Origin of the sequence: Sorangium sp. So ce363 (assembly GCF_051520435.1) — a bacterium.
In the GTDB taxonomy this organism is placed as follows: Bacteria; Myxococcota_A; Polyangia; order Polyangiales; family Polyangiaceae; genus Sorangium; species Sorangium cellulosum_B.
This window is the reverse complement of record NZ_CP150333.1, coordinates 8,402,111-8,426,349: the sequence shown is the minus strand read 5'-3', so window position 1 is coordinate 8,426,349 and position 24,239 is coordinate 8,402,111. Positions and strand designations below refer to the sequence as shown.

Annotated in this window: 16 protein-coding genes; 13 read left to right on the top strand and 3 right to left on the bottom strand. The window is 72.1% G+C overall.

All coding sequences use genetic code 11. From position 1 onward, the window contains the following. Positions 1 to 261: 261 nt before the first annotated feature. Entirely contained in the window at positions 262 to 1,389 is a 1,128-nt protein-coding gene (locus tag WMF12_RS31610) for a sterol desaturase family protein (protein ID WP_437851357.1), read from the top strand. Here the strand turns inward: WMF12_RS31610 and WMF12_RS31605 are convergent. Further along, positions 1,336 to 5,280, bottom strand: coding sequence for a serine/threonine-protein kinase (locus WMF12_RS31605; RefSeq protein ID WP_437851355.1), 3,945 nt, complete (start codon positions 5,278 to 5,280; stop codon positions 1,336 to 1,338). The two genes, WMF12_RS31610 and WMF12_RS31605, sit on opposite strands and share 54 nt — an antisense overlap. A gap of 1,504 nt (positions 5,281 to 6,784) precedes the next feature. Here WMF12_RS31605 and WMF12_RS31600 point away from each other — a divergent pair. The 6 genes from WMF12_RS31600 to WMF12_RS31575 all read left to right on the top strand — a co-directional run bounded on the left by WMF12_RS31600 (position 6,785) and on the right by WMF12_RS31575 (position 14,011). After that, a complete protein-coding gene (locus WMF12_RS31600; RefSeq protein ID WP_437851353.1) occupies positions 6,785 to 8,281 on the top strand; it encodes an amidase in 1,497 nt (498 codons plus the stop codon). Positions 8,282 to 8,479: 198 nt separating this feature from the next. Then, a complete protein-coding gene (locus tag WMF12_RS31595) occupies positions 8,480 to 9,175 on the top strand; it encodes a hypothetical protein (protein WP_437851351.1) in 696 nt (231 codons plus the stop codon). Between the two features lie 258 nt (positions 9,176 to 9,433). Next, positions 9,434 to 11,095 (top strand): MYXO-CTERM sorting domain-containing protein, encoded by a 1,662-nt coding sequence (locus WMF12_RS31590; protein ID WP_437851349.1) that lies wholly within the window; start codon positions 9,434 to 9,436, stop codon positions 11,093 to 11,095. A 195-nt stretch (positions 11,096 to 11,290) separates the two neighbouring features. Then, the gene (locus WMF12_RS31585; protein ID WP_437851347.1) at positions 11,291 to 12,412 is read left to right on the top strand and encodes an ADP-ribosylglycohydrolase family protein; all 1,122 of its coding nucleotides are present in this window, start codon (positions 11,291 to 11,293) and stop codon (positions 12,410 to 12,412) included. A gap of 156 nt (positions 12,413 to 12,568) precedes the next feature. Next, complete coding sequence (locus WMF12_RS31580; RefSeq protein WP_437851345.1) at positions 12,569 to 13,420, top strand: helix-turn-helix domain-containing protein; 852 nt, start codon at positions 12,569 to 12,571, stop codon at positions 13,418 to 13,420. 96 nt (positions 13,421 to 13,516) lie between these two features. Beyond that, positions 13,517 to 14,011 carry a VOC family protein gene (locus tag WMF12_RS31575; RefSeq protein ID WP_437851344.1) on the top strand — a complete coding sequence of 165 codons (495 nt, stop codon included), beginning with the start codon at positions 13,517 to 13,519 and terminating at the stop codon, positions 14,009 to 14,011. A gap of 51 nt (positions 14,012 to 14,062) precedes the next feature. Here WMF12_RS31575 and WMF12_RS31570 read toward each other — a convergent pair whose 3' ends face one another. Continuing rightward, positions 14,063 to 14,605: a response regulator gene (locus WMF12_RS31570; protein ID WP_437873910.1), complete on the bottom strand. Its 543-nt coding sequence runs from the start codon at positions 14,603 to 14,605 to the stop codon at positions 14,063 to 14,065. Between the two features lie 1,200 nt (positions 14,606 to 15,805). On the opposite strand from WMF12_RS31570, the gene WMF12_RS31565 reads away from it, so the two are divergent. From WMF12_RS31565 to WMF12_RS31555, 3 genes are all read left to right on the top strand, one after another. Next, complete coding sequence (locus WMF12_RS31565; protein WP_437851342.1) at positions 15,806 to 16,729, top strand: undecaprenyl-diphosphate phosphatase; 924 nt, start codon at positions 15,806 to 15,808, stop codon at positions 16,727 to 16,729. Between the two features lie 370 nt (positions 16,730 to 17,099). Continuing rightward, entirely contained in the window at positions 17,100 to 17,507 is a 408-nt protein-coding gene (locus tag WMF12_RS31560) for an RNA recognition motif domain-containing protein (RefSeq protein WP_437740369.1), read from the top strand. A gap of 110 nt (positions 17,508 to 17,617) precedes the next feature. After that, complete coding sequence (locus WMF12_RS31555) at positions 17,618 to 17,803, top strand: hypothetical protein (RefSeq protein WP_437851340.1); 186 nt, start codon at positions 17,618 to 17,620, stop codon at positions 17,801 to 17,803. 82 nt (positions 17,804 to 17,885) lie between these two features. On the opposite strand, the gene WMF12_RS31550 is transcribed toward WMF12_RS31555, so the two are convergent. Continuing rightward, a complete protein-coding gene (locus WMF12_RS31550) occupies positions 17,886 to 18,287 on the bottom strand; it encodes a hypothetical protein (protein ID WP_437851338.1) in 402 nt (133 codons plus the stop codon). Between the two features lie 337 nt (positions 18,288 to 18,624). Here WMF12_RS31550 and WMF12_RS31545 point away from each other — a divergent pair, with 337 nt between their 5' ends. From WMF12_RS31545 to WMF12_RS31535, 3 genes are all read left to right on the top strand, one after another. Next, complete coding sequence (locus WMF12_RS31545; RefSeq protein ID WP_437851336.1) at positions 18,625 to 19,698, top strand: DUF72 domain-containing protein; 1,074 nt, start codon at positions 18,625 to 18,627, stop codon at positions 19,696 to 19,698. A 177-nt stretch (positions 19,699 to 19,875) separates the two neighbouring features. Then, the gene (locus WMF12_RS31540; RefSeq protein WP_437851334.1) at positions 19,876 to 23,058 is read left to right on the top strand and encodes a hypothetical protein; all 3,183 of its coding nucleotides are present in this window, start codon (positions 19,876 to 19,878) and stop codon (positions 23,056 to 23,058) included. 69 nt (positions 23,059 to 23,127) lie between these two features. Further along, on the top strand, positions 23,128 to 24,231 hold the full coding sequence (locus WMF12_RS31535; RefSeq protein WP_437851332.1) for a deoxyhypusine synthase family protein: 1,104 nt from the start codon (positions 23,128 to 23,130) through the stop codon (positions 24,229 to 24,231). Positions 24,232 to 24,239 lie beyond the last annotated feature (8 nt).

Here is a 24,239-nt window from a genome sequence, read left to right as displayed (position 1 = left end):
ACCGTCGCGGGGTGGCATCGCCGGCGGCACCGGTGAGCTCCCCCTGATTCCGCGACGATACAAATCTCCGCTCCGGGTGGTCGCTCGCGCGCCGGCGTGGCTCGTGGCAGACCACTTAAACGGTTCAGCGTCAACAGGGAAGAGGTCGGCTGGTGTGGCGCCTTTCGCGTGGTGCGTGTCCGGGCGCGCCGGTGGGGTTCCAGGCTAGACTGGGCGGGCGTGAGCCGATCCGCCGCGCGGCGGATCCATGGAGGACGGGGGATGTCGCCGAGCTTGATCCTGTTCGCGGTGCCGGCCTTCTTCGCGCTCATCGGCGTCGAGCTCTGGCTCTGTCGCCGCCGCGGGCGCCGCGACTACCGCTTCTCCGACGCGCTCGCCAACCTCTCGTGCGGGGTCGGGCAGCAGGTCATCGTCTCCGTCGTGAGCGGCGGAGTCCTCGTCTATCTCTTCCTGTTCGAGCGCGCCGCGCTCGCGCGGCTGCCGGAGGGCGCCTTGTGGAGCTGGGCGGCCTGCTTCGTCGCGGTCGACTTCTGCTACTACTGGGCGCACCGCGCGAGCCATCGGGTGAACTTCATGTGGGCCGCGCACGCGGTCCACCACCAGAGCGAGGACTACAACCTCTCGGTCGCGCTGCGCCAGAGCTGGCTCCAGCGGGCCTTGTACTGGCCGTTCTTCTGGCCGCTCGCCGTGCTCGGCTTCCCCACGGGGATGGTCGTCACGACGTATACGCTGAACATCCTCTATCAGTTCTGGATTCACACGCAGCTCGTCGGCCGCCTCGGTCCGCTGGAGTGGGTGCTGAACACGCCATCTCATCACCGCGTGCACCACGGCGTCGACTCCGCGTATCTCGACAGGAACCACGGCGGCGTGCTCATCGTCTGGGATCGGCTGTTCGGCACCTTCTGCGCCGAGGGGGCGCCCCCGCGGTACGGCGTGGTCCAGCCGCTGGCCAGCTTCAGCGCGCTTCGCGCCAACGTCGACCCGTGGCGGAGGCTCGCGCGCATGGCGGCGGCGGAGCCGCGCCTCTCCGGCAAGCTGCTTGTCTGGTTCCGGCCGCCGGAGTGGCGGTCCACCGCGGCTTCGCCCGACGGCGGCCCGCTGCGCACCGACCCGGATTACGCCCTTCACGACGTGGCGCGCCCCCGCCGGGCGCGCGCGCTCGCCGCGGCGCTCTTCCTCGCGGCGCTGCTCGGCGCGATCGCGTACCTCCACGCGTCGCCGGGCATGGCCGCGGGCCCCCTGTGGGCGGGGGCGGCCGTCCTCCTCGCGGCGCTCGCGGCGGTCGGAGCGCTGCTCGACGGGCCGAGCCTGCCGGCGCCGGGCGCGGCGGCGCTAGAGCCCTCGTCGTCCTGCGGAGCTCCCCTCGTCGACCCACGCGCGCGCTAGCTCGAGCGTGCGTGCGTTCTCCTCGACGCGCTGGAGGAACTGCTCGCGCCGCGCGGCATCGTCGAGCTGGGCGGCGACGTCGAGGAGCCTCGTCCGGGCGTGCGCGATGGCGGTCCGGGCCGCCGGGAGATCGCCCGCCGCGAACAGCGCCTCGGCGTGGACCAGGCGGGCGAACGCCGAGCCCTCCTCGACCATGCCCAGCCGATCGAGCAACGCGACCGCCGCGCGCGCCTCGGCGAGCGCCTCGGAGGTCTCGCCGCGCGCGAGCAGGACGGCCGCCAGCGTCGCCCGCGCCAGCACGACGAGCGGACCTATCCTCTCCAGCTGCGCCACGGCGCGCCGGGCCTCCGCCTCGGCGCCGGCGAGATCGCCCGCGCGCATCAGGCACCCGGCGAGGTAGGTGCGCGACGCGCCCGCGAGCCGGCGATCCCCCTGCGCCTCCAGGAACGCGATGGCCTTCCTCAGGGCCTCGCGCGCCTCGTCGAGCGCGCCCAGGCGGCAGAGGGGCGCGCCGAGGGTGCTCCACGCGACCGCCATGCAGCCGTCGAGGCCCATGCGCTCGGCGTCCGCGAGCGCGGCGCGGAGGATGGTCTCCGCCTCGGCGTACGCGCCGAGCTGGTGCTCCTGGAAGCCGAGATCGAGCCGGCAGAAGCAGGCCAGGCGCAGGTTCCCCGCGCGCTCGTGGGAGGCGACCGAGCGCGCGAACAGCGCCCGGCCCGAGCCGTGTCGGCCCGCGTACAGCTCGCGCCAGGCGCGCTCGCGGAGGACGACCCCGCTCACGGCCGGGTCGTCGCAGAAGCGCTCGGCCGCGGCGTCGATGAGCGCCTGGAGCGGCGTGGCGTGCGCGTAGAGGCCGCTGATCGTCAGGTAGAGCGCCGTCCCAGCGGACGCCGCCAGGAGCGGGCCCGTCGCGCCCTCTCCGGTCCAGGCGTCCGCGAGATCGCCGCTGAGGCTGGCGAGGCGATCGTGCTGCCCCAGCCGGGCCAGCACGACCGCGGCCTCGCGCACGGCGGCGTACCAGGGCGCGCTGCGCCGGGGCAGCTCCTCCACCGCCATCGTCGCCCAGCGCGCGGCCTCGACGAGCTCGCCGCGCCAGTGGTGCGCCTCGGCCCGGTGCAGGAGGACCTCGCCGCGCGCCTCGCCGCTGATGCCGAGCTCGATGGCGCGCCCGGTCCACGAGAGCACCACGACGAGGTCGTTCGCGGCGAGCGCCTGCGCCGCGGCCTGATGATAGAACGCGGCGGCGCGCAGCGGCTCGCCGCCCCGATCGAAGTGCTCCGCGATCACCGCGGCCGAGGGCTCGGCCGCGCGCTGGAGCCACTCGCCGGCGAGCCGGTGGCCGAGCGCGCGATCCTGGTCGGTGAGCATCCCGTAAGCCGCCTCGCGCACGAGCGCGTGGCGGAAGACGAGCTCCCGCTCTCCCTCGAACCTCGCCTCGTCGCGCGCGCCGATCCATTCCAGCCGCTCGAGGCGATCGAGGTGATCCGCGAGCCCGGAGACGCCGCCGGGGCCGCCGAGCAGCGCCTCTACCGCGCCCCGCCAGAACACCCGCCCGAAGATGCTCGCCGCGCGCAGCACCTGCCGCGCCGCGCTGTCGAGGCGCTCCAGCCGGGATTGCACCATCGCCAGCACGGTCTCCGGGAGCGCGCCCTGGTTCCCCTCGGACGTCGCCCGGATGAGCTCCTCCAGATAAAACGCGTTGCCGTCGGCCTGCGCCACGAGCTGCGCCACGGTCTCGGCGCTCACCCCATCGCCGAGGACGTGCCGCACGAGCCGCGCGCCCGCCCGGGAGCTCAGCTCCTTGAGCCGGAGCTCCTGGAGATCCCTGTGGGCCCAGAGCCCTGGGAACAGCGTGTACACCTCGGGTCGCGCCAGGGCGAGCACCAGGAGGGGCTGGTCCGCGAGCCGGCGCAGGGCGTCGTTGATGAACTGGACGGTGGGCAGGTCGCCCCAGTGCAGGTCCTCCAGCACGAGGAGGAGCGGCTGCGCGGCGCACGCGGCCGAGGCGAAATCGAGCCAGGCCCTGCGCATCTGATCGCCCATCAGCGGGGCGTCCTTGCGGGCGGCGCGGAGGGGCGCGCTGTCCTCGTCGGGGAACGGCGTGCCCAGGAGCTCGCCGAGGAACTCCGCCACGCGCTGCGCGTCGGCCGCGCGGACGCGCTCGGTCACCCGCGCGAGCAGCTTCTCCCGGCGCGCCTCGATCGGCTCTCGGTCGCGGATCCCGAACGCGCCCTGGAGGGCCTGCCGCAGCATCCCGAACGGGGCGCCCTTGCGGAGCGGGTCGCCGCGGCCGATCCAGACCGCGACGGGCTCGTCGCGCTGCCGGACGCGGCGGATGATCTCGTAGGCGAGGCGCGACTTGCCGAGCCCCGCGGGCGCGGTGACGAGCACGGCGCGCGCCCGCGACTCCTCGATGCACCCGGCGAGGAGGGCCTCGAGGGTGGCCACCTCCCAGTCCCGCCCCACGCAGGCCGTGGGCTTGCCGAGGAGCATGCGCGCGCCGCGGGCGAGCGGCTCCTCTCCCCGGAGCCACAGGCCCGCCTCGGTCTCGACGACCTCGAAGCGGGCGTCGAGCAGCGCGGCGGTCACCTCGTCGATGGCGATGGGCGTCCCGCGCCCTGCCGCCGGCGCGCCCGGAAGCGCCGCCGTGGGCTGCGCCAGCATCCGGACGGCGCGGTCGATCACGTCGCCGACGGGCCGGCCGCCCGTGACCTCCACGCGGCCGGTCGTGAGGACCACCGGCCGGTCCCCGCCGGCGGCGCGGAGCAGGAGCGCGCAGCGGGCCGCCTGCGCGGCCTGATCCGTCGCCACGCCTGCCCCCAGGAGGATCACCAGGAGCGACCCGTCCGCCAGGAGCTCCAGGCACGCGCCGAGCGCCTCGATCTCCCGGCGCAGCTCCGGCGACACGACAGCGACCACCGTCTCGGAGTCGGCCCGCCCCGGGGAAGCGGCGAGCCGCGGCCCGGGCCCCATCAGCGCCACCGAGAGCACCCGCCGCTCCTTGTGGGTCAGCGAGGACTGGCGGCGCCGGTTCGAACGCGGCGGCTCCGACGGCGCGCGCGCCAGCGGCGAGACGCCCATGGCCTCGAGCGCCGCGGCGATCTCCGCGCCGTCGCGGGGGCGGTCGTCCGGGTTCTTGGCGAGCATCCGGGCGCAGAGCGCGTCGAGGGCGGGGGGGACGCCGGGGCAGAGGGAGCTTATCCGCGGCACCTCGTCGAGGAGGATCTTCGCGAGGACGGCCATCAGGTGAGCCCCGCAGAAGGCCGGCTGGCCGGTGAGGCACTCGAACAGCACGCAGCCGAGCGCGAAGACGTCGGCGCGCGTGTCGACGTCCTGCCCGCTCCGGGCCTGCTCTGGCGCCATGTACGCCGGGGTCCCGACGAAGGCGCCCGTCCGCGTGAGCCGCGTGGCGTCGGGGATCCCGGCGATGCCGAAGTCGAGCAGCTTCACGCGCGCGGCGTCGCCGTTCACCAGGAACAGGTTGCTCGGCTTGAGATCGCGGTGAACGATGCCGCGCGCGTGGACCGCCGCGAGCGCGGCGGCGGCGCCTACCGTGAGCGCGATCGCCTCGTCCACGGTGAGCACCCGGCGCTGGAGCCGCTGCTCGAGATCCTCGCCATCGAGCCACTCCATGGCGAGCCACGGCGCGCCCGAGGCGCCGAGCCCGTGCGCGACGTAGCGCACGATACCTGGGCAGGAGAGCTCTGCGAGCACCCTGGACTCGCGAGAGAGGCGCGATTCGTCGCCGGATTTCTGTTCGTCGAGGCACACTTTCACGGCCACGACCTCGCCCGAGCGCCGATCGACCGCCTGGAAGACCGCCCCCATGCCGCCGGCGCACGCCCGGCCCACGATCTCGAAGCGGCCTCCGAGCACTTCCCCTGGTTGCATCCCCTCGAGTATCGGCGTCCTCGGCCGTGAAAGTCCACGGCGAGCGCCGGGGCTGGCCGCCGAGGCCGACATTGGGGCAGGTGCGGATCGTCGCCCCCGTGTCCGTGGCCAGCCTCACCGCAGTCCGTCCAGCAGGGGCGAGGAGCCACTGGACGATTTCTTGTGAAGGATCCTGAGTCCTCTCTCCCCTCAAGGCCTGTCTCTGTTCCCCGAGACCGGTCTTCTGATCCTCCGTAAGCGGCTCAGATCAAGTGACGACTTCTCTGACATGGGGGGGACGACGTGTGCCAGCGTGCGCCGGCGCGCCGCGCGGCGCTTGGCTCTGCAGCATCGCCCCGCCGGGGGCGAAGCCGGGCCGACGTGGACGAGCGTCCGCAGGCTGCGGAGTATGTATAAGGAGGCCCCTTCGATGGGTGCTTGAGTTGTTGATTGGGTGTCACTTTTCAAGGAGAGCGGAACACATGGTTCCAAAGAATGCTCTCCCACCCCGGGGGCAGGCCTCCGCTGACCGTCGGTTGGCCGAAGCGCCTTGAACGACGCGGGCCCGCCCCGGGCAGCGGCCACCTCGACGAGCGTGCCCGCCGCGTATCGCTGGGCCGCTGGGCAACGGGCAACGCCCCGTGTCAGATGGACAGGACCGACGCCGCCCCGCCCCCGGCGGTACCAGCTCGCGCCCCGAGCGGTTTGCGCCATGCCGATGACAACCGGTCACAAGGCTGCTCCGTCGCAGCCGGCGAGGCGCCGCCCCGTCGGCTGCACGGTGCACGGTGCGTGCCAGCAAGCCGCGCTGCAGCGGCCCGAGGGGGCCAGAGGGGGCTAGAGGGGGCCAGCGCGGCTAGGGCTAGACGTGGAGCACAAGGGAGGCAGCGAGAATCCCAAGCTATTCAAAAAATCCGAACATCAACTTGCCACCGAACCCCGACTTGCTATATCTTACATGAAGTATGATGCGCCTAGCTCTCGCATATTCTTCATCTTTGTAGCAGAGCAACCGCATTCGAGGCGCGCTTCTTCTGTCTCTGTGTCACCTGCTTGGCTGGTAAAAAGCCACGAAGAATCTCCTGCTCAAGGCCGCTGTACATCCTAGCTAAAATTGCTCTCGACGAACCGTCGAGATGGCGCGAGCCAATGGGTTCGCGGAAGTGGTTGGTATTGTCATTGTCACGCTATGGCGATTCGTCCGGAGCGATGGGCGCCATCACATGGCCTTGAACGAGCGGAGCGCGACGATTCCATGCCTCGTCGAGCTCTGGTCCGCTGTACTCGTGTGATTCGAGCTCGAGGTTCCGAATCGGCACCCGACGGCGGAGGTTCATTCGGCATAGGGTCGATGTTCTGAAGTGAGAGGGAGCAGTCCATCGTGAACAAGAACATTCTATCTGGCGCTGCCTTGGTAGCAGCCATTTTCGTTGGTATTGCCGCAGGGGCTCCCAGCACCACCTATGGTGCGACCGCCTCCGTTGGCGTTCCCGTTATCGACGTATCTGAGCTCACGATCTCGAAGGTGCAGTGGGCGTACCTGATGCGCCGTTACACGGCGGAGGCGCTGACGAACGCCTATCTCTCGAGGATCGCGCAGTACGAGTCGTCCTACAACGCGTTCACCTCGTTGAACCCGGACGCCGTCGCGCAGGCGCGCGAGATCGACAGGAAGCGGAGGAACGGCGTGGCCCTCGGCCCCCTGGCCGGGATCCCCGTTGTCATCAAGGAGTCGATGGATCACGTCGGCTTGCCGTCGACGGCGGGCTGGGCTCCGCTCAGCTCGCAGGTCGCCGGCGGTGTCGATCTGCTCCCCATCAAGAACTCCGTCGTCGTCGATCGGTTGATAGCCGCCGGGGCCATCATCCTCGGGAAGACGAACATCCCGGCCTTCAGCGACGACGGCACCCGGGCGAACAGCAGCTGGGCGGGGCCCACCTACAACGCCGTGGACCCGACCCTGGTGCCCGGGGCGAGCAGCAGCGGCACAGCCACTGCGGTGGCCGGCAACTTCGCCGTGCTTGGCCTCGCGGAGGAGACGGGGGGATCCATCCAGAACCCTGCGGCCGCGCAGAGCCTCGTCGGCATCAAGCCGACGTTCGCCCTCGTCCCCACGGCCGGCGTCGTGCCCCTGGCCGCCAGCACGAGAGACGTGGTGGGCCCCATCGCGCGGACTGTCCGCGACGCCGCCATGGTGATGGATATCCTCGCGGGCTACTCCCCGGAGGACCCCAAGACGAGCCTGTCCAATGGACACCTGCCCGTGGGGGGCTACACGAGCCAGCTGAGCAAGACCGCCCTCTGCGGAAAGCGAATCGGCCTGTACGGCTCAGGGTGGCGCAACGGCGGCCTGTCTCCCGAGACGCAAGCGCTGTACGAGCAAACGATCGAGGAGCTGGAGGAGCAAGGCGCGATCGTCGTCGAAGATCCCTTCGCCGGGAGCGGCTTCGCCGATCTGGCCTTGCCCGATGAGCCCTATGACATGCGAGGGACGGAGTCTGTGGCCTACGACTTCCAGCGCTACCTCAAGGGGGTCAAGGTCGGCGGGACTATCGTCGGCTCGATCGACGGACTGGCGGCCTTCACGGGGATATCTCCGTTCGATCCCGTCGGCGGGCCGCTGTCCTGGTACGTCGACAAGCTCCCCGTGCTGGCCGCCTCGCTGCTCTTCCCCGAGGACGCGCCCGATCTGTCTGGCTTCTGGGCCCTGCGGGACCAGTACGTGAACGTCTTCGATTCCGTGATGGCGGCGCACGATCTGGACGGCCTCGCGTTTCCGCAGACCTATGACACGCTGCCGGAGCTCTCTGGCTCGGACACCTATCCCGCGACGACGGAGTCCGCGATCAACATCGCGGGCTTGCCCGGGGTGGTCGTGCCCGCTGGTCAATACAGCGACGGGGCTCCCTTCAGCCTGATCTTCGTCGGCCCTCGCTGGAGCGAGGCTGAGCTGCTGGGGTTCGCCTACGATTACGAGCAGGCGACTCAACACAGGATCGAAGCTCAGCTGACCTCGTGGTGAGCTCGCGCCTCGCACCTCCGGCGCTGTCGGGGGTGCGAGGGACGAGCGTGGGCGGCGCGGCCCTCACGGGCCGCGGCCGGCCAAGGGCGCCAAGGCGCACGCTGGCACACCCGCGGCACAGGTTGCGTGTTGCACCGTCGTTTGGCCGTGGTTTTGGTCTGCCGTCAGGTTGGCGCTGGTCGTGCAATGGTGGACGCCATGACGACGAAGAACGCTTCCATGCTGTTGATCCTGGCGCCCCTCCTGCTGGCCGCCTGTGACGTGAGCTTCATCGAGGGCGCGATGAACGACGGCGGGGCGAACGACCCCGCCGATCCGCCGGGCGAGAGCGGCTCGAACGACCCCGCCGATCCGCCGGGCCAGAGCGGCTCGATCGACACTGCGGGCAGCGGCAGCTCCGGGGGCGACGCTGAGCCAGGTGATGCGTTGCCGGCTGTCGCCTTGACGCGCGCTCAGATGGAGGTGCTCTGGGACCGGTACTGGGAGAGCCAGGGTGACGTCGGCGGCAGCAGCGGGTCGGGCGGCGGCCCCGCGCTCGATCCCAACGATCTCTTCCTTCGTGCATCGGATCTCGGTGTCTCGTGCGGCTCCCCGACCACGCATCTCACCTGCGGCGGGCACTGGGCGCTGAGCATCGTGCTGCCCAGCGCCTACCAGCAGGTCGGCGTCTACGATCTCGAGGATCCCGCGCTCGTCAGCTATAGCCACATGAGCGAGACGGGCGAGCCCCACTCTCCGCAGCCGGACGACTGCCCGTGGGGCGGTGGGTCGTTTGGACCGGGCACGCTCGAGATCCTCTCCATCGACGAGGCCGAAGTGCGCTTCCGTCTCAGCGTGGGCTCGCTCTGGGAAACCGATCCCAGCGGCGAGTACACAGCTCCGCGCTGCCCCTGAGGCGCAGGCGTCCTGGGGGGCGGGCTCGGCGATGGCCGCTTCGCTGAGCTCGCCGTCGGTGCTCGGAGCACATTGGAGCTGGCAGGCTCGAGCGCTTGAGTGACCGGGGTGATCCGATGACAGCGTGCGAGCGGGGGCGAAGTCGCTTCCGTTCGCGCTCGCGTTGCTCCAAGGAGCCGCGCGCGCTGCCCCTGGCGAGGGATGCCGTGAACACGGCGCCACGGGGCAGCATCCAAGTGTTCATCAACTGGAGGTCCCATGCGCGATTCTCGTACGCTGATCAGCATCGCCGCCGCATCGCTCCTGTCGCTCACGGCCGCGGCTGCGCTGGCCCAGGAGACGCCGCTTCTTTACCTCTCGAGCCCGCGCCCGCACAGCGTCATCTCGGGGAACGTGCCGCTCGACGTGAGGTGTTTCGCGACATCGACCCAGGCGTGCCAGCGCCTTTGCGTGGAGGTTCGAGGCCGGACGCAGACGGCGAGCGCTTGCATCGACCGCACCTCGAGCTCGCCTCCGGGGACGCTGATGCTCCTCACTCGCCCCTTCCCGGCGTTCGAATCGGGGGAAGAGCTCACCGTCACGCTCTCGGGCAATGCGGGCGCCGGCTCCGAGGCCACGGCGACCTTCGGGCCCCTCCTTATCGAGCGGAGCCCGAAGCTCGTCGCGGTGCATCGCGCCCCGGGGGCGATCCTCGACTTCGACGCTGCCCGTGTCTTGTTCCTGAATCAGTTCCAGTCGCTCGGCGTCCTCGACCGCGCCTCGCAGCAGGTGAGCTGGCTCGCGACGCTGCCGCAGGATCCGCCCGGGAGCACCCCCACCTACGGCGCGCTCACGCCATCGGGCGCCGCCATCCAGTCAGGGTACGGCCGCATCTTCACGGCGGTCGACGGCGTGTGGACCAGGATCACGACGGGCCGGCTGGACGCGGTGAACGGCGACTCGCTGGTGTGGGTCACGGAGGACGGGGGCAGGGCCTACGCGCACACGCTGTCGACGGGGCACAGCCGGGGCATCTGGAGCCGGACGGGCAGCGACTCGCCGTTCCAGTCCGACATCGCGGCCACCGGTGACATCTATTACGCGACGCACGAAGAGCCGTTCATCCGCCACCTGCTCGTGGGCACCCTCGGAGACCACCCGGGCAACCTGGAGCGGCCCATCACCGACGGGACGAACGTCGCTGGCCGGTGGTCGGACGGGAGCACGAGCTCGAGCTTCCTGTACACGGCGGATGGCGCAGAGGTCGCTCTCGGCGACTCGATCGCGGGCGACCCCGCGGGGTTGCTCCTGCACGCGGGGCACGCCGGGTTCCTGAGGAGCGACGGGGACGTGAACCAGGTGTGGCTGCGGACCCCGGACGGCGAGCTGCACCAGCTCAGCTCCTTCGCGACCTCGAGCCAGCTCGATCAGCAGAAGCTCCGTGTCGGCCACGACGGCATCAGCGATTCTGGCGAGGTGGTGTTCCTCAACGAGGGCAAGCGTTACATCGGCCGCCCGGGCGCCGCGCCCGAGGAGATCAGCAGCGCGCTCGGCCACGCGCGCTGGTTCGACGGGGGCTGGTATGTGACGCTCGGCAACACGCTGTTCCGGGTCGAGGCGGCCGGCGCCGCAGCGCCGCCGGTCGCGGCGCTGCGAGCCGGCTCGAAGGGCCTGGAGGGCTACTACGAGGAGGTCGTCGTCCGGCCGATCGCTGACAACGCGCTGGAAAACGAGCCGGCGCTGCTGAGGACCCACGAGTCCGACGCTTTGCCGGATCTGTCGGACCTCGAAGAGGCGACCGATCTCGCCGGCGACGCGCCCGACGGTGCGCGGGCGGCGGCCGGGTGCAGCGCTGGCGGTTCGGCGGGCCCGGGCGGAGGCGCCGCTGCGTTCGCCGCGCTCGCGGGCCTCGCGCTCGCGCGGCGGCGCCGGCGGGCGTAGCCAGCCACGCGCGCGGAGCGCCGAAGGCGCCGAGAAGGGCCTGTTCCGGAGCGGGTTACCGCGGCTCTCGCGACACGGTGTCGATCAGCCTGTCGACGGACTGCCATCCTGGCAAGCCGCCGCCCTGGCCAGGGCGGGTGAAAGCGCGGCTCTCCGCCGCGCTCTCCGGGCACGGAACGTGAAGCGCGTGCTCGCATGGCCATCGAGACGATACCCATCGATCGCGAGGACCGCCTCGCCGGCGTCCTCCTTGGGACGGCGGTCGGCGACGCGCTCGGCCTGCCCAGAGAGGGCCTGTCGCGCCGCCGCGCCGCTCGCCTCTTCGGCGCGTCGCCGATCGAGCACCGCTTCGTGCTCGGCCGCGGGATGATCAGCGACGACGCCGAGCACGCGTGCATGACGGCCCAGGCGCTCCTGGCCGCCCCGTGGGACGCGGCGCGGTTCGCGCGCGCGCTCGCGTGGCAGCTCCGCGGCTGGCTCGCCTCGCTGCCGGCGGGCGTCGGTTACGCCACCTTGCGGGCGATCCTCAAGCTGTGGCTCGGGTTCTCTCCGGAGCGGAGCGGCGTCTTCTCCGCGGGCAACGGCGCCGCGATGCGCGCGCCGATCCTGGGCGCGGCCCTCGCGCTCACGCCGTCGCGCATCGATTCCATGGTGCGCGCGTCCACGCGCCTCACGCACACCGATCCACGCGCCGAGGAGGGCGCGCGGATCATCGCGCTCGCGGCCGCGTATGCCGCGGTGCGCACGCCCGAGCAGGTGAGTCCGGCCGAGCTGCTCGCGCTGCTCCGCGAGCGCGTCGCGGACGAGGAGCTCCGCCGCAGGCTCGACCGCGCGGCGGAGCTGCTCGGCCGGCGCGCCTCGGCGGAGGACTTCGCCGCGGCGATAGGCCTCCATCAGGGCGTGAGCGGCTTCATCGTGGACACCGTTCCAGCGGCCCTGTTCTGCTGGCTCGCGCACCCGGGCGATTTCCGCCGCGCGGTGGAGGACGTGATCCTGCTCGGCGGCGACGCCGACAGCACGGGCGCGATCGTCGGCGGCCTCGCGGGCGCGACGCTGGGGGCGCGCGGGATCCCGGGAGCGTGGCTCGACGGGATCGCCGATTTCCCGCGGTCGGTCGCGTGGATGCGGCGGCTCGGCGCGCGCCTCGCGCGGGTGTTCCGGGGCGAACAAGGGGAGGGCGCCGCGGCGGGGGAGGAGCGAACCGCCCTAGCGGAAGGGCCTCTCGGCCTCTTCTGGCCGGTATTGCCGTTGCGCAACCTGGTCTTCCTGGTGCTGGCGCTGGGCCACGGATTCCGGAGGATGCTGCCGCCTTACTGAGCTCCGAGCGCCCCTCCACGGGACCGCTCCCGAAGCCGTTCGCGCGCTGGCTCGATGGAGCGGGGCGTCTGCTCGACCGCGGTACGGCTCGATCGGAGCGGCCTTTGCGCGCCGCGCGTCCTCGGCCATGGCATGCTGCCTCTCCCGGGCCGCCCCATGCTCTTCGTCACCTACACCCCGCCTCCCCCGCTCGGCCGCTTCGTCCGCCTGCTCTGGTACTACGCCGCCCCCGAGCTCCCCGACCTGCTCGAGCGCGTGCTCCCCAGCGGCGCCATGAGCCTGCTCATCAACCTCGCCGAGGACGAGCTGCGCTGGTACGACGGCGCTGCCGAGCACGGCGCTGCCGAGGGCGGCGCCGCCCGCTGCCACCGCCTCTCCGGCATCGCCGTCTGCGGCGCCCACGCCGAGCACTTCGCGATCGACACGGCGGAGCAGCGCGCGATCGTGGGCGCGGAGCTCTCCCCGGGCGGCGCGGCCCCGTTCTTCGGCCCGGACGCCGCGGCGCTCGGCGGCGCCCACGTCTCGCTCGACGCGCTGTGGGGGCGCGAGGCCGCCCTCGTCCGCGAGCGCGTGCTCGAGGCGAAGACCCCCGAGGAAAGGCTCCGCGCGCTCGAGTCCGCCCTCGCGTCGCGGCTCCTCCGCCCGCGAGCGCCGCTCGAGCGCGATCCCTCGGTCGATTTCGCGCTCGCCGCGTTCGCGGACCCGTCCCGCGCGTGGACCGTGGCTGACGTGACAGGGCAGCTCGGGATGAGCTCGAAGCGGTTCATCCGGAGCTTCACCGAGCGGGTCGGCCTCACCCCGAAGCGTTATTGCCGTGTGCAGCGCTTCCAGCAGGCGGTCTCCGCGATCGAGCGCGGCGAGCGCGTCTCCTGGGCGGGCGTCGCGGCCGCGTGTGGCTATTACGACCAGGCGCACTTCATCCACGACTTCCGCGCGTTCGCCGGCCTCACGCCCACCGAGTACGTGACCAGGCGCCGCGAGCGGAACCATGTCCCGCTCGACGGCTGACCACCGGCGCTGGCCGAGCCGGCGCTGGACGAGCCGGCTCGGCAGGCCGGCATGTTTTTACAATACCCGCTCCGGCCGCGTGGGCATCCTTCGCCCATGACCCAGCGACCACACCCCATCGCCCCGCCCCCGTACCACGCCGTCGTGCCGCACGTCGTCGTTGCCGGCGCGACCGACGCCATCGCGTTCTACAAGAAGGCGTTCGGCGCGACCGAGAAGCTGCGCCTCGCCGACCCGAAGCTCGGCGGCGCCATCGTCTGCGCCGAGCTCGTGATCGGCGACTCCGTCATCAGCATCGCCGACGAGGCCCCCCAGTGGAACGCGCGCGGCCCGAAGGCGCTCGGCGGCTCGCCGATCGTCCTCACGCTGAACGTCGAGGACCCCGACGCGGTCGCCGCGCGCGCCGTCGAGGCGGGGGCCAAGATCATCTACCCGATCGCGGACCAGTTCTACGGCCGGCGAGAGGGCAGGATCGAGGACCCGTTCGGGCACCAGTGGATCCTGTCGGCCGTCATCGAGGACGTCTCGGTCGAGGAGATGCAGGTGCGCATGGCGAGGTGGTGGGAAGAGCAGGGCCCGAGCGGCGCCTGACCCGCGCCGCGACGGCCGCGCCGCCGCCCGCGGGGCGGCGCGGCCGCAGGCTCACCGGGCCCATCGCTTCCGGGCGCGAAGCGCGGACGCGGCGGCCCTCGCCGGCTCCGGCTCGTGCGGCAGATCGTGCGGCGTGGCGCCGCACGTCACGCAGGCCTCCAGCCTCGTGGATCTCGGCGCGTGCGACGAGTCCGGCGCCATGCCGGCGTCGGGCCAGCCGCACGACACGAGCTCGCTCCCGGCGTCCGTCGGCGTGAGCGAGTCCGCCATCGAGTGGACCGAGCGCTTCATCTCGGTGAGGCGCGCCAGCTGAAGGACGAGCGCCGTGAGCCGGGCCGGATTGAACGGCTTGAGCAGCACGTGGTGATACACGGCCTCCTTCGAGCGCGTGTACTCCTCGGCGCCGGTGATGAGGAGACAGCTCGTGTACACGGGCATGTTCGCCACCCTCCGGAGCAGCTCGTCCCCTTTCATCCCAGGCATCACCACGTCGGAGCAGACCAGGTGAAACTCCCTGGTCTCGAGCAATACGAGCGCCTGCTCCGCCGACGTACATTCCACGACGTCGACGTCCCCGGAGAGGACCGCGGAAATGGACCTCAGGGCCCTTTCGTCGTCGTCGACGACGAGGACGCAATACTTTCGTCGGGAAGACGAGATCGTGGCGTCCCTGTGCTGACCCTGCGAAGAGGTGCGATGGGCTCTTACGATCGATGACACAGTGCTGCCTCCCTGCGACGATCGCGGGCCCGCATCTCCTGCCGCTGTGCCGCGGAAGTGCGCGAGCGCGCTTGCGTGGTGTCGATGGCCTGCACGGCGGCACCCCCGGCGCCGACGGCCTCTTCTATCGAGGTGTACACGACGATGTTTGTTCGAGTCAACCGCGCAACATGCTCTCTCGACAGACCAGCACGAAGATCTCGAGTTCCGTTCGACCTGCTTGGACGGTGTCGTGGAGGCACTCGGGACGTGGAAGATGCAACGCGAACGGCCCAGTTCAGCGCGGCTGCGGGCGCCCGCCTTGGTTCACGGTCGCGATGCGCGGCGGAAACAACTGCGACTTGTTCGAATCTTCACATGGTCAGCGTGTGAGCTGCGGTACTCGCGGTGTCCTTCTTCTCTTCTTCGCACGGCTTCGCGCGGCGGGCACTTACGGGCTGTTCGGGACTTCCCTGTTTCTGTCGGGACTTCCCCCTGTCCCAGGTGCCCTGTTCGCGGGGAGCTGGCGTTTTCGTGCTCTGCAGCTTGCGTCAGCCCGTGCGATCGCCCGCGTCGAGCCGTGGGGCGAACTGCGGTAGCGACGGGCAGGTGCCTCGATCACTCCTGTTGAGTCCGCCAAGCGATGGCTCGTGAAACGGCTCGTGATCGAGGCGGACGGGGGCTGCGGCGATTACCGCTGTGCTGCTGGCGCCCTCTCCGCTCGTTGGCCCAGGTGAGCGCCGACTACGACGCTTTCTTCCGCGTCCTCCATGCGCGGCCGCGAACACCGCGGCGCGCGGCTCCGGGACGCGCGGCTCTTCGCGCCTTGCGCGGCCATCGCCGGCGAGATCGTCCCCGCGAGGGCGACGCGCGCGTCGCGGTCGAGCGCGCCCCCGCTGGCGCGCCCTGCCGCCGGCGCCGATCGCCCGCGTGGCTGGCGGCGCGGCGCTCGGAGGCCCAGCCTCCACGGGATCTCGCGTCGACGGCCGGCGCTCTCCGTCGCGCCGCCGCGGCCGCGCCGCGATCCCGCCACGCAGCCCGATCCCGTGCGCGCTCTCGAGCACCTCTCGCCCGCGTGAGGGTAGACTCGGCGCAATGTTCTGGTTCGATGCCGTCCTGCTCGGGGTCCTCGAGGGCCTGACCGAGTTCCTTCCCGTCTCATCCACCGGTCATCTCATCCTGCTCGGCGCGTGGCTCGGTCACCAGAGCGAGGCGGCGAAGACGCTCGATATCGTGATCCAGCTCGGCGCGGTGCTCGCCGTCGTCGTCTATTTCCGCGAGCGCCTCTCGACCACCGTGCGCGGCATGGTCCGGCGGGATCCGGACAGCCTCCGCCTCGCGCTCGCCCTCGCGTTCGCGTTTCTCCCCGCCGCCGTGGTCGGCCTGCTCTTCCACAAGGCCATCAAGGCGCACCTGTTCGGCCCGGGGCCCGTCGCGGCGGCGCTCATCGTCGGCGGCTTCCTGATGATCGGCGTCGAGTCGGTCCGCCGCCGCCGGCCGGATCAGGGCGCCCCGCGCGTCGAGGACGTCACGCTCCAGCGCGCGCTCGCGATCGGCTTCGCGCAGTGCTTCTCGCTCTGGCCCGGCGCGTCGCGCTCGATGACCACCATCGTCGGCGGGCAGCTCTCCGGCCTCAGCACCGCCGCGGCCGCCGAGTTCTCGTTCCTCCTCGCCATCCCCACGCTCGGCGCCGCGACGGTCTTCGATCTCGTCAAGAACGGCCGCGCCTTGCTCGACGCCCCCGGCGGGATCGTGGCGCTCGTGGTCGGGCTCGCCGTCTCGTTCGCCGTCGCCCTGCTCGTGATCGCGGTCTTCCTGCGTTACCTGAAGCGTTATGGCCTCGCGCCGTTCGGCTGGTACCGCGTCGCGCTCGGCGCCCTCGTCCTCTGGCTCTGGATCGCCAGCCGCTCCGCCCCCGCCGAGGCCGGCGCCGCCGCGGCCTCACCCACGCCGCGGGGGGACGTCGCGGCCGCAGCGGACGGCCTCGCCCGTACCGGCGATCACCCGAGCCGTCCGTAAGCATACAGCCCGCTGGCGCGGCGGGGCGCGCAGGAGGCCGCGTGGAGCTGGCGCGCCCGCGCGAGGCGCGAGTGCGAGGCGCGAACACAGACGCGCGGTGGCCTGGACCACGGACGGCCCGCTTGCGAAAGACGGCGCATCGGGCTAGGATGCTTCTCCTCACGAACGTCCCTGGCCCTCGATACGACGCTTTCCTGTTTCCCTCTCGTGAGGGAGCCTGCAGCTCGCTCGGACGACTGGACGACGCACCGTGTGACCGCGCGGGAGTTCCGCGCGGCACGTCTCCGTTCGATCCGTTACGGCTTCGTCGGATGGCAGGCCGAGAGCGCCTCAGCGGCGCACCAGAAAGCCGTAAAAAAAGCAGGATGGCATGGGAAATCGTCTCTACGTAGGAAACCTTTCGTTCAGCACCACCCGCGAGACCCTCGAGTCCGCGTTCGCCGCAGCCGGCGAGGTCCGTGAGGTCGCGATGCCGACCGACCGCGAGACGGGGCAGCCTCGCGGCTTCGCGTTCGTGACCATGGGCTCGGCCCAGGCGGCGAACAGCGCGATCTCGCAGCTGAACGGCGCGGTCCTCGATGGCCGCGCGCTCAAGGTCAACGAAGCGCAGGAGCGCCCGGCGCGCGGCTTCGGCGGCGGTGGTGGCGGCGGTGGCTTCGGCGGCGGCGGTGGTGGTGGTGGCTTCGGCGGCGGCGGTGGCGGCTTCGGCGGCGGCGGTGGTGGCCGCGGCGGTCGCGGTGGCTCCGGCGGCCGCGGCGGCCGCGGCGACCGGTACTGATCGCGGGCGAGGCGCGGCGCCGCTCGTGCGCCGCGCCTGCGCCTTCTCAGGACGCACCGCGAGGTGCTGAAGAACGCGCCGTCCGGAGGCGCTGAAAGGCCTGGCTCCCTATGCAGCAGAAACAGGCAGCAATGAAGCGGCAAAAAGAACGCGCCCGGCAGGAAAAGCAGCGCGAGAAAGACGCGAACCGTCTCGCGCGCCGCAAGGAAAAGGGCCTCGGTGATGGCGGGTCACCGGGGGAGGATCCGGACATCGCAGGGATCGTCCCGGGGCCACAGCCTCCCATCACCGAGTGAAGCACGGAGCGCGAGCCGAGGCGCGGACAGCGCCCCGGCCGCCCCTCGCGGCGTACGCCGTCCCGGGCGATAAGCGCCCGCCCTACGCCTCGGGGCCACGGTACGTGGCCGTGGCGACGTAGCGGAGGACCCGGGAGCAGCACTCGCCACCACAGCTCCCTCGACAGGCGCATTCCCCCTCGAACCGCGCCGTGCGCGAAGCGAGGCCGCTCAGGATCTCCTGCGTCACGTCGTAGCCGCCGTTGTCACACGAAGAGTACGAGCACGGCATTTCGAACAGCGCATGCGCATGCTCGACAACGACGCGGCGGATGTACTGCGTCTCATTCATGGCCGAATTGGGCCGGGTCTCGCGAATTTCCAGGTTCAAGCTCGTGAGCTGCGGCACCTTCTGAAGGAGCTTGCCGGCCGCCTGCTCCCGCTTCTCGCGGAGCAGCATGCGCTCCTCCCGCTCGATATTCCGGCGACGATTCGCTGAATACATCGATCACCTCTGTCCTGCCGGGCAGGAATATATCAATCTCCCTGGCCCCTGTTCAGTATAGCGCAGGCGACCGGTCGGCGCATGCACAATCTGGGCTCTCCACGCTGTCGGCGCTCTGCATTCGCGGCCTCATCCACGGCGAAAGAGCGTGACGGAAAACCGCCTGGATCAGGATCTGGCAATCCGGGAGCTCGTCGAGCGAGCGGGAGGGTACGCGCACGACCAGCGCATGCGCACGACGGGAGAGAGGACCTTCATGAGAGGCAATGAGCACCTGCCGCCGTATCTCCGGGCGAGCGGTTCCATCACCGCAAAGAGGCCTTAGGTTGCTCCCGATATGCACGAAGAAGCCCTGCGCGACCCGCCGCGGTCGCCTTCAGAGGAGGCTCCTCACCAGCAGGAGCAGCGGCTCGCGCGCGCCGCGGCGCTCGCGGTGTGCGCGCCTGTGCCCGCCCGCATCGGCAACGCCCTCGCCGGGACCGCCGGGTGGACGGACCCGACCCTGGTGAAGAGCCATCGATTCTACCCGAAGGGCGTGTCGAGCCCGGCACAACGGCTGAAGTTCTACGCGTCCCAGTTCCCCGTGGTCGAGGTCAACTCGAGCTATTACGCCCTGCCGGGGCCGGGGATGGTGGCGCAGTGGGTCGAGCGGACTCCGCCTGATTTCGTGTTCAACATGAAGGCGTTCGCGCCGCTCACCCAGCACCCCGTGGAGCCCGTCCGCCTCCCCCCGGACGTCCAGGGCGCGCTGCCAGCCTCGCTCTTCGACAGGCGGCGCCTCTACCCGGCAGACCTGCCGGCCGAGGTCAGAGACGCGCTCTGGGAGCGCTTCCGGCTGGCGCTCGATCCGCTGCGCCAGGCGGGCAAGCTGGGGTATGTGCTCTTCCAGTTCCCTCCGTGGTTCACGGCGACGCGCGGCAACGTGCGTGTCATCGAGGATTGCCGGAGGCGCATGGACGGGCTCCCGTTCGCCGTCGAGCTCCGGCACGGGTCATGGGGCATGCCTGGACGCATCGAGCGCGTCGCGGATCTCCTCCGAGATCTCGGCGCATTCTACGTCATCGTCGATGAGCCGCAGGGCAAGGACAACAGCATGCCTCCCACCGCCCTCGTCGGCGATCCTCGCCTCGCCGTGGTGCGCTTCCACGGCCGGCGCGAGGAGACCTGGGACGCGCCCGTCGGCGTGAACGAGAAGTTCAGGTACATCTACGACCCCGTGGAGCTCGCTCCCTGGGCGGAGACCGTCGCGCGGCTCTCCCAGGAGGCAGATCAGGTGCACGCGATCTTCAACAACTGCGTGTCCGACCATGCCGTGGTTGGCGCCAGGGGGCTCATGGCCCTCCTCGCCCGCAGGGCAGCCGCGCTGGCAGACGAGACCGCCCCGGTCCCGGCAGGCTCGGCCGTCCACTGAGCCTCGCTGTCGCGGTCGCTGCGTCCCTGTCGCGGGCGCTGCCTCCGTGTGCCGCTGCGGCCTCCGTGTACCGCCATGGACACCGCACCTCTGGCGTGCGCACGCCGGCCGCAAGGCGCTGCCTGCGGCCCGTCACGGCGCCGCGGCGGCCAGCGAATCACGGTAGTCTCAGCCCTGATGATGCAGTCCAGAGCGGCGGGCGCTCCCCGCCTCGCAGCGCCACCGCGCAGGTCGCGGCGCGCGGCCGCGCTCCTCGCTGCGCTCGCGCTCGCCCGCTGCGGCGGCGCGCCGCCCCGATCTGCGCCGCAAGAGCGCGGCGCGCCCGCGGCGGCGCGCCTTCCGCCGCCCGCGCCCGTGCCTGCCCGCTGGGTCGACGCGAGCGGCGCGACCGCGATCGGGCCCCGGGTCGCCGGCGGCACGCTCGCGCTCGTCGGCGGCCAGCGCGTCCTCGTCGGTGCCGACGGCGCGGCACGGCCGGAAACCGCGGCGTGCCCCGAGCCCCTGATCGAGCTCGTGCTGGTTCCGTCCGCAACCGGCCCGCGGCTCGTCGGGCGCGGAGTCCACGGTGTCTACCGGTTCGATGACCCGCTCGGCGCGCCCGCGGTCCTCGCCCGGTCCGAGACGGACCTCCAGCGCATCGGCGGCGGGCCCGCCGTCGTCGCGGTCTGGGACGCCATCGCCGACTCCCCGATCTTCCTCGACATCGAGACGGGACAGCCGCGCACGCTGCCGGGCTTGCCCGCCCTGCCGCTGCGCGCCCTCGCGTTTCGCGACGCGCGGCAGGGCGCCGGGCTCTTCGAGGCGGCAGGGCTCGCGGTCACGGCCGACGGCGGCGCGTCGTGGCGCCCTGTCGCGCCGTCGCCGGGTGGGAACGGAGAGGACGGCGACCCCGCCGCGCTGCTCCGCGTCGCCGACGTCCGTCTGCGCGACGGCGCGCTGATCGCCGTGACGCAGGGCAGGGCCTCGTCGTCCGGGCAGCGCGAGGCGCGGATCCTGGTCGCCGAGGCGCGGCTCGGGCCCGCGCCCGCCGACGATGCGCCCGAGCCCGGCCCAGGCGCGCCCCTGCTCCGCTGGATCCGCGCGACGGGGCGCCACCCGCTCGAGGCGGCGATCTCTAGCGGCGCGGTGTGGACGTCCGCCGTGATCACGGCGAGCCACGGCGTCCTCACCCGCGTGGATCTCGCCACCGGCGCGCTCCACGAGGTCGCCCCCTTCGGCCGCGGCGACTGGCTGAACGTCTGCGGCGTCGGCCGCGCGGGGCGAGCGGCGTGGGTGGCCTGCGCGCTCGGCGAGGGCGGGACGGACGGCCGCCACGATCCGTTCGGCGTGCTCCAGGTCAAGCCCGACCGCCCTCTCGGCAGCGAGCCCCCCGTCCTCGTGCGGAGCGGCGAGGCCGAGCTCCGCGTGTCCCCGAGCGGCGGCGCCCTGCTGCTCGCGCCGTGCGACGCGGATGACGAGGGCAGCGTGTGCGTGCGACAGCCGAGCGGCCGGTGGAGCACGGTCCGCCCGGGCACGGACGTCCGCTGGCGCGGCGCCGGCGCGCTCGCCGACGGCCGGATCGCGATCCTGCGCGGGCTCTGGGACAGCGACGTCGCGCCCCGCGACGAGCCCGCGCCGCGCGGCGACGGCCGCGAGGGCGCCTCGCCCGGCGCCCATGTCGCGGTGATCGACGCCGGCGGCAGGGAGGCTCCGCTGCTCCCGCTCGGCTGGCTGCGCGGCGGGGGCGACGACGTCAACGTGGTCAGCCCGATCGAGGAGGGGCAGGACGGCGCGCTGTCGTTCGTGGTGGCCGACGAGGCCGGAGAGCTCACCGCCGTCGTCCTTTCCCCCGGCGGTGAGGCCTCGCGGGCTCGCCTCGCCGGGGCCGCGCACGCCGTGGTCCACGCCGGCCGCGGGATCGCCGTCGGGGAAGGGAAGGTGCTCGCGTCGGATGACGCCGGCCGCACGTGGTCGCCCATCGAGATCCCACCCCAGGCCGCGGCGGAGATCGCCCGGAGTGGCGACCTGCTCGCCGAGCCCGGGATGCTGGCCGTGAACGAGGCCGGCCTGAGGATCTCGACCCACCTCCGCGTCGGCTGGGGGCCGCCGCTGCCCGCGCAGGGAGCGCCGCTCCGCGGTCCTGCGCTCGGGGCCGCGCCGCTCCTGCCGCTCCGCTCGCCGCCGTCCCCGGCGCTGCCGGAGCGCGCGCTCGCCTGCACGACACAGCCGGGGCCGCCGCTCTCGCCGGCGGGCCTGCCGCCGCCGCGCAGCACCCAGGAGGCGCTCGCGCTGCTCGCCCGCGACGTGAAGCCCGGACCGGACGGCCAGCGGCGCGTCTCGTCGGTGAGCGACAGGCGCTGGGGCCAGCTCTCCACCGTCGCCGCGCTCGAGGTGCGCTCGCCCGACGGCGCTGCTGTCAGAGGCGCCGGCGCCGATCTCCAGGCGCGCGGCGCCTCCGCTGCGCCGCGGGCGACGTGGACGCTGCGCTGGCTCGACCCGACCGAGCTCCAGGCCAGGGTCCGCTCGTGGACGGGCCCGGCGCCCGAGGGCGTCGGCCGGGACGCGATCCTCGCCCGGTTCGCGGCGTCCGGGGGCCGGATCCTGTTCGGGGTGCGCGCCTCGGGCCGCGACGTGCTGATCCAGGTGAGGCCGGGCCGCGGCGCCGAGGTCGCCGAGGTGCCGCTGGAGCTGATGCCCGAGGCGGAGGTCGCCTTCAGCGAGGCGCCGGATGGCCCCGTCGCGTGGCTCCGCGGGGCGTCGCTCGTCGCGTGGTCCTCCGGCGAGGCCCCGCGGCCGATCGCCTCGCTCGCGAACCTCGGCGAGCCCGCGCTTGGGCAGCCGACGAGCGCCGGCGTGCCGCTCTTGCTCAGCTTCCACGGCCTGACGCTCGGCCGAACGGTGCCGATCCCGCCTGCCGCGACGACGGCGCAAGGTGCGACCGCGAAGGCCCCGCCGCTCCTGCCGCTCGACGGCTGGGAGATCGTCCCGAATGTCCGCACCGAGCTCACCCGCATGCCGGCGTGCGCCGCGCGCCCGCCCGGCGCGCGCTTCCTGCTCGATCGGGCGAGCGCGTTCGCGACGGTCGATGGCCGCCGCGCGCCCGCGAGCACGGCTGTCTATGACGTCCGTGTGTCAGGTCGTGACGTTTGCGTGGCGAAGATCGCCGCGCTGATGGATCTGGAGCGGCGGACCGACGGCCAGCTCAGCGCGGGCCCGCTCGCGTTCGTTCGCGCCGATCTCGCGGCCCGGCGCGCCGAAGGCGGCGATCGCGGGATCGGTCAAGGCGCCGGGAAATTCGGCGGAACGGAGGGCACGGCAGCGGCCAGAGCAGCGGCGAGATCCGCGCGCCGCCTCGCGTGCTCGCTGCCCGTCCGGCCTTGAGTTTGCCCTTCTCGCGGGGAGCTTCGCGCTCGACGGCCTACCCCCCGCGCGGGTATATGTTCGCGCCCTATGTCCTCTCCGGAGCATCCTCGTTCCTCGCACCGCCAGCTCGGCGACGGCGTCGAAGACCAGCTCGTCCCGCTCGCGGCGCTCGACCCGCTGAAGATTGACTCGTTCGACGATCTGCTCCGCGCGATGAGCAGGACCGCGTTCAGCGGCCGCGCGCTCGGCGAGGCGTGCGACGTGCTCGAGGCGATGGTGCGCGACGAGGACTGCCTCGTCGTGGCGACGTTCTCCGGCGCGATGACGGTCGCCAAGATGGGCGTCGTCATCGTCCGGATGATCGAGGCCGGCATGATCGACTGCATCATCAGCACGGGGGCGCTCATGGCGCACGGGCTGAGCGAGGCGGTCGGCCTGACCCATTACAAGGCGAACCCGGGCATCTCCGACGAGACGTACTTCGAGAAGGGGTACAACCGCGTCTACGACACGCTCGAGATGGAGAAGAACCTCAACGCGATCGAGGTCTTCGTCCGGAAGGAGCTCGACAAGCTGGACCCCGGCTCTCCCTGGTCGAGCGAGATCATCTGCCGCCAGCTCGGCAAGGCGCTGGCGGAGATGGGCGACTCGCCGGGCGTGCTCCGGAGCGCGTACCTCCGCGACGTGCCCGTCTATGTGCCGGCCTTCACCGACAGCGAGATGGGCCTCGACGTGGCGACGTGGATGCTGCGCAAGGTGAAGGCGCAGCACGGCGACAAGCCGGGCTTCGACGTGTGGCGCGAGGCCGTGCCGCCGCCGTACAATCCGTTCCTCGATCTGCTGAGCTACGCCCGCCTGGTCCGCAAGAAGAAGCGCCTCGGCATCTTCACCATCGGCGGCGGCGTGCCGCGCAACTGGGCCCAGCAGGTCGCGCCGTTCTACGACATCGTCGGCGATCGCCTGGACATCGAGGTCGATCACCCGCGGTTCCAGTACGGCGTCCGCATCTGCCCCGAGCCTGTCCACTGGGGCGGCCTGTCCGGCTGCACGTACTCCGAGGGCGTGAGCTGGGGCAAGTTCACCCCGCCGCAGGAGGGCGGGCGCTTCGCCGAGGTGTACGCAGACGCCACGGTCGCGTGGCCGCTCCTTGTGCGCGCGTTGCTCGAGCGGCTCGGCAAGATGCCGAAATGAAATAGAGT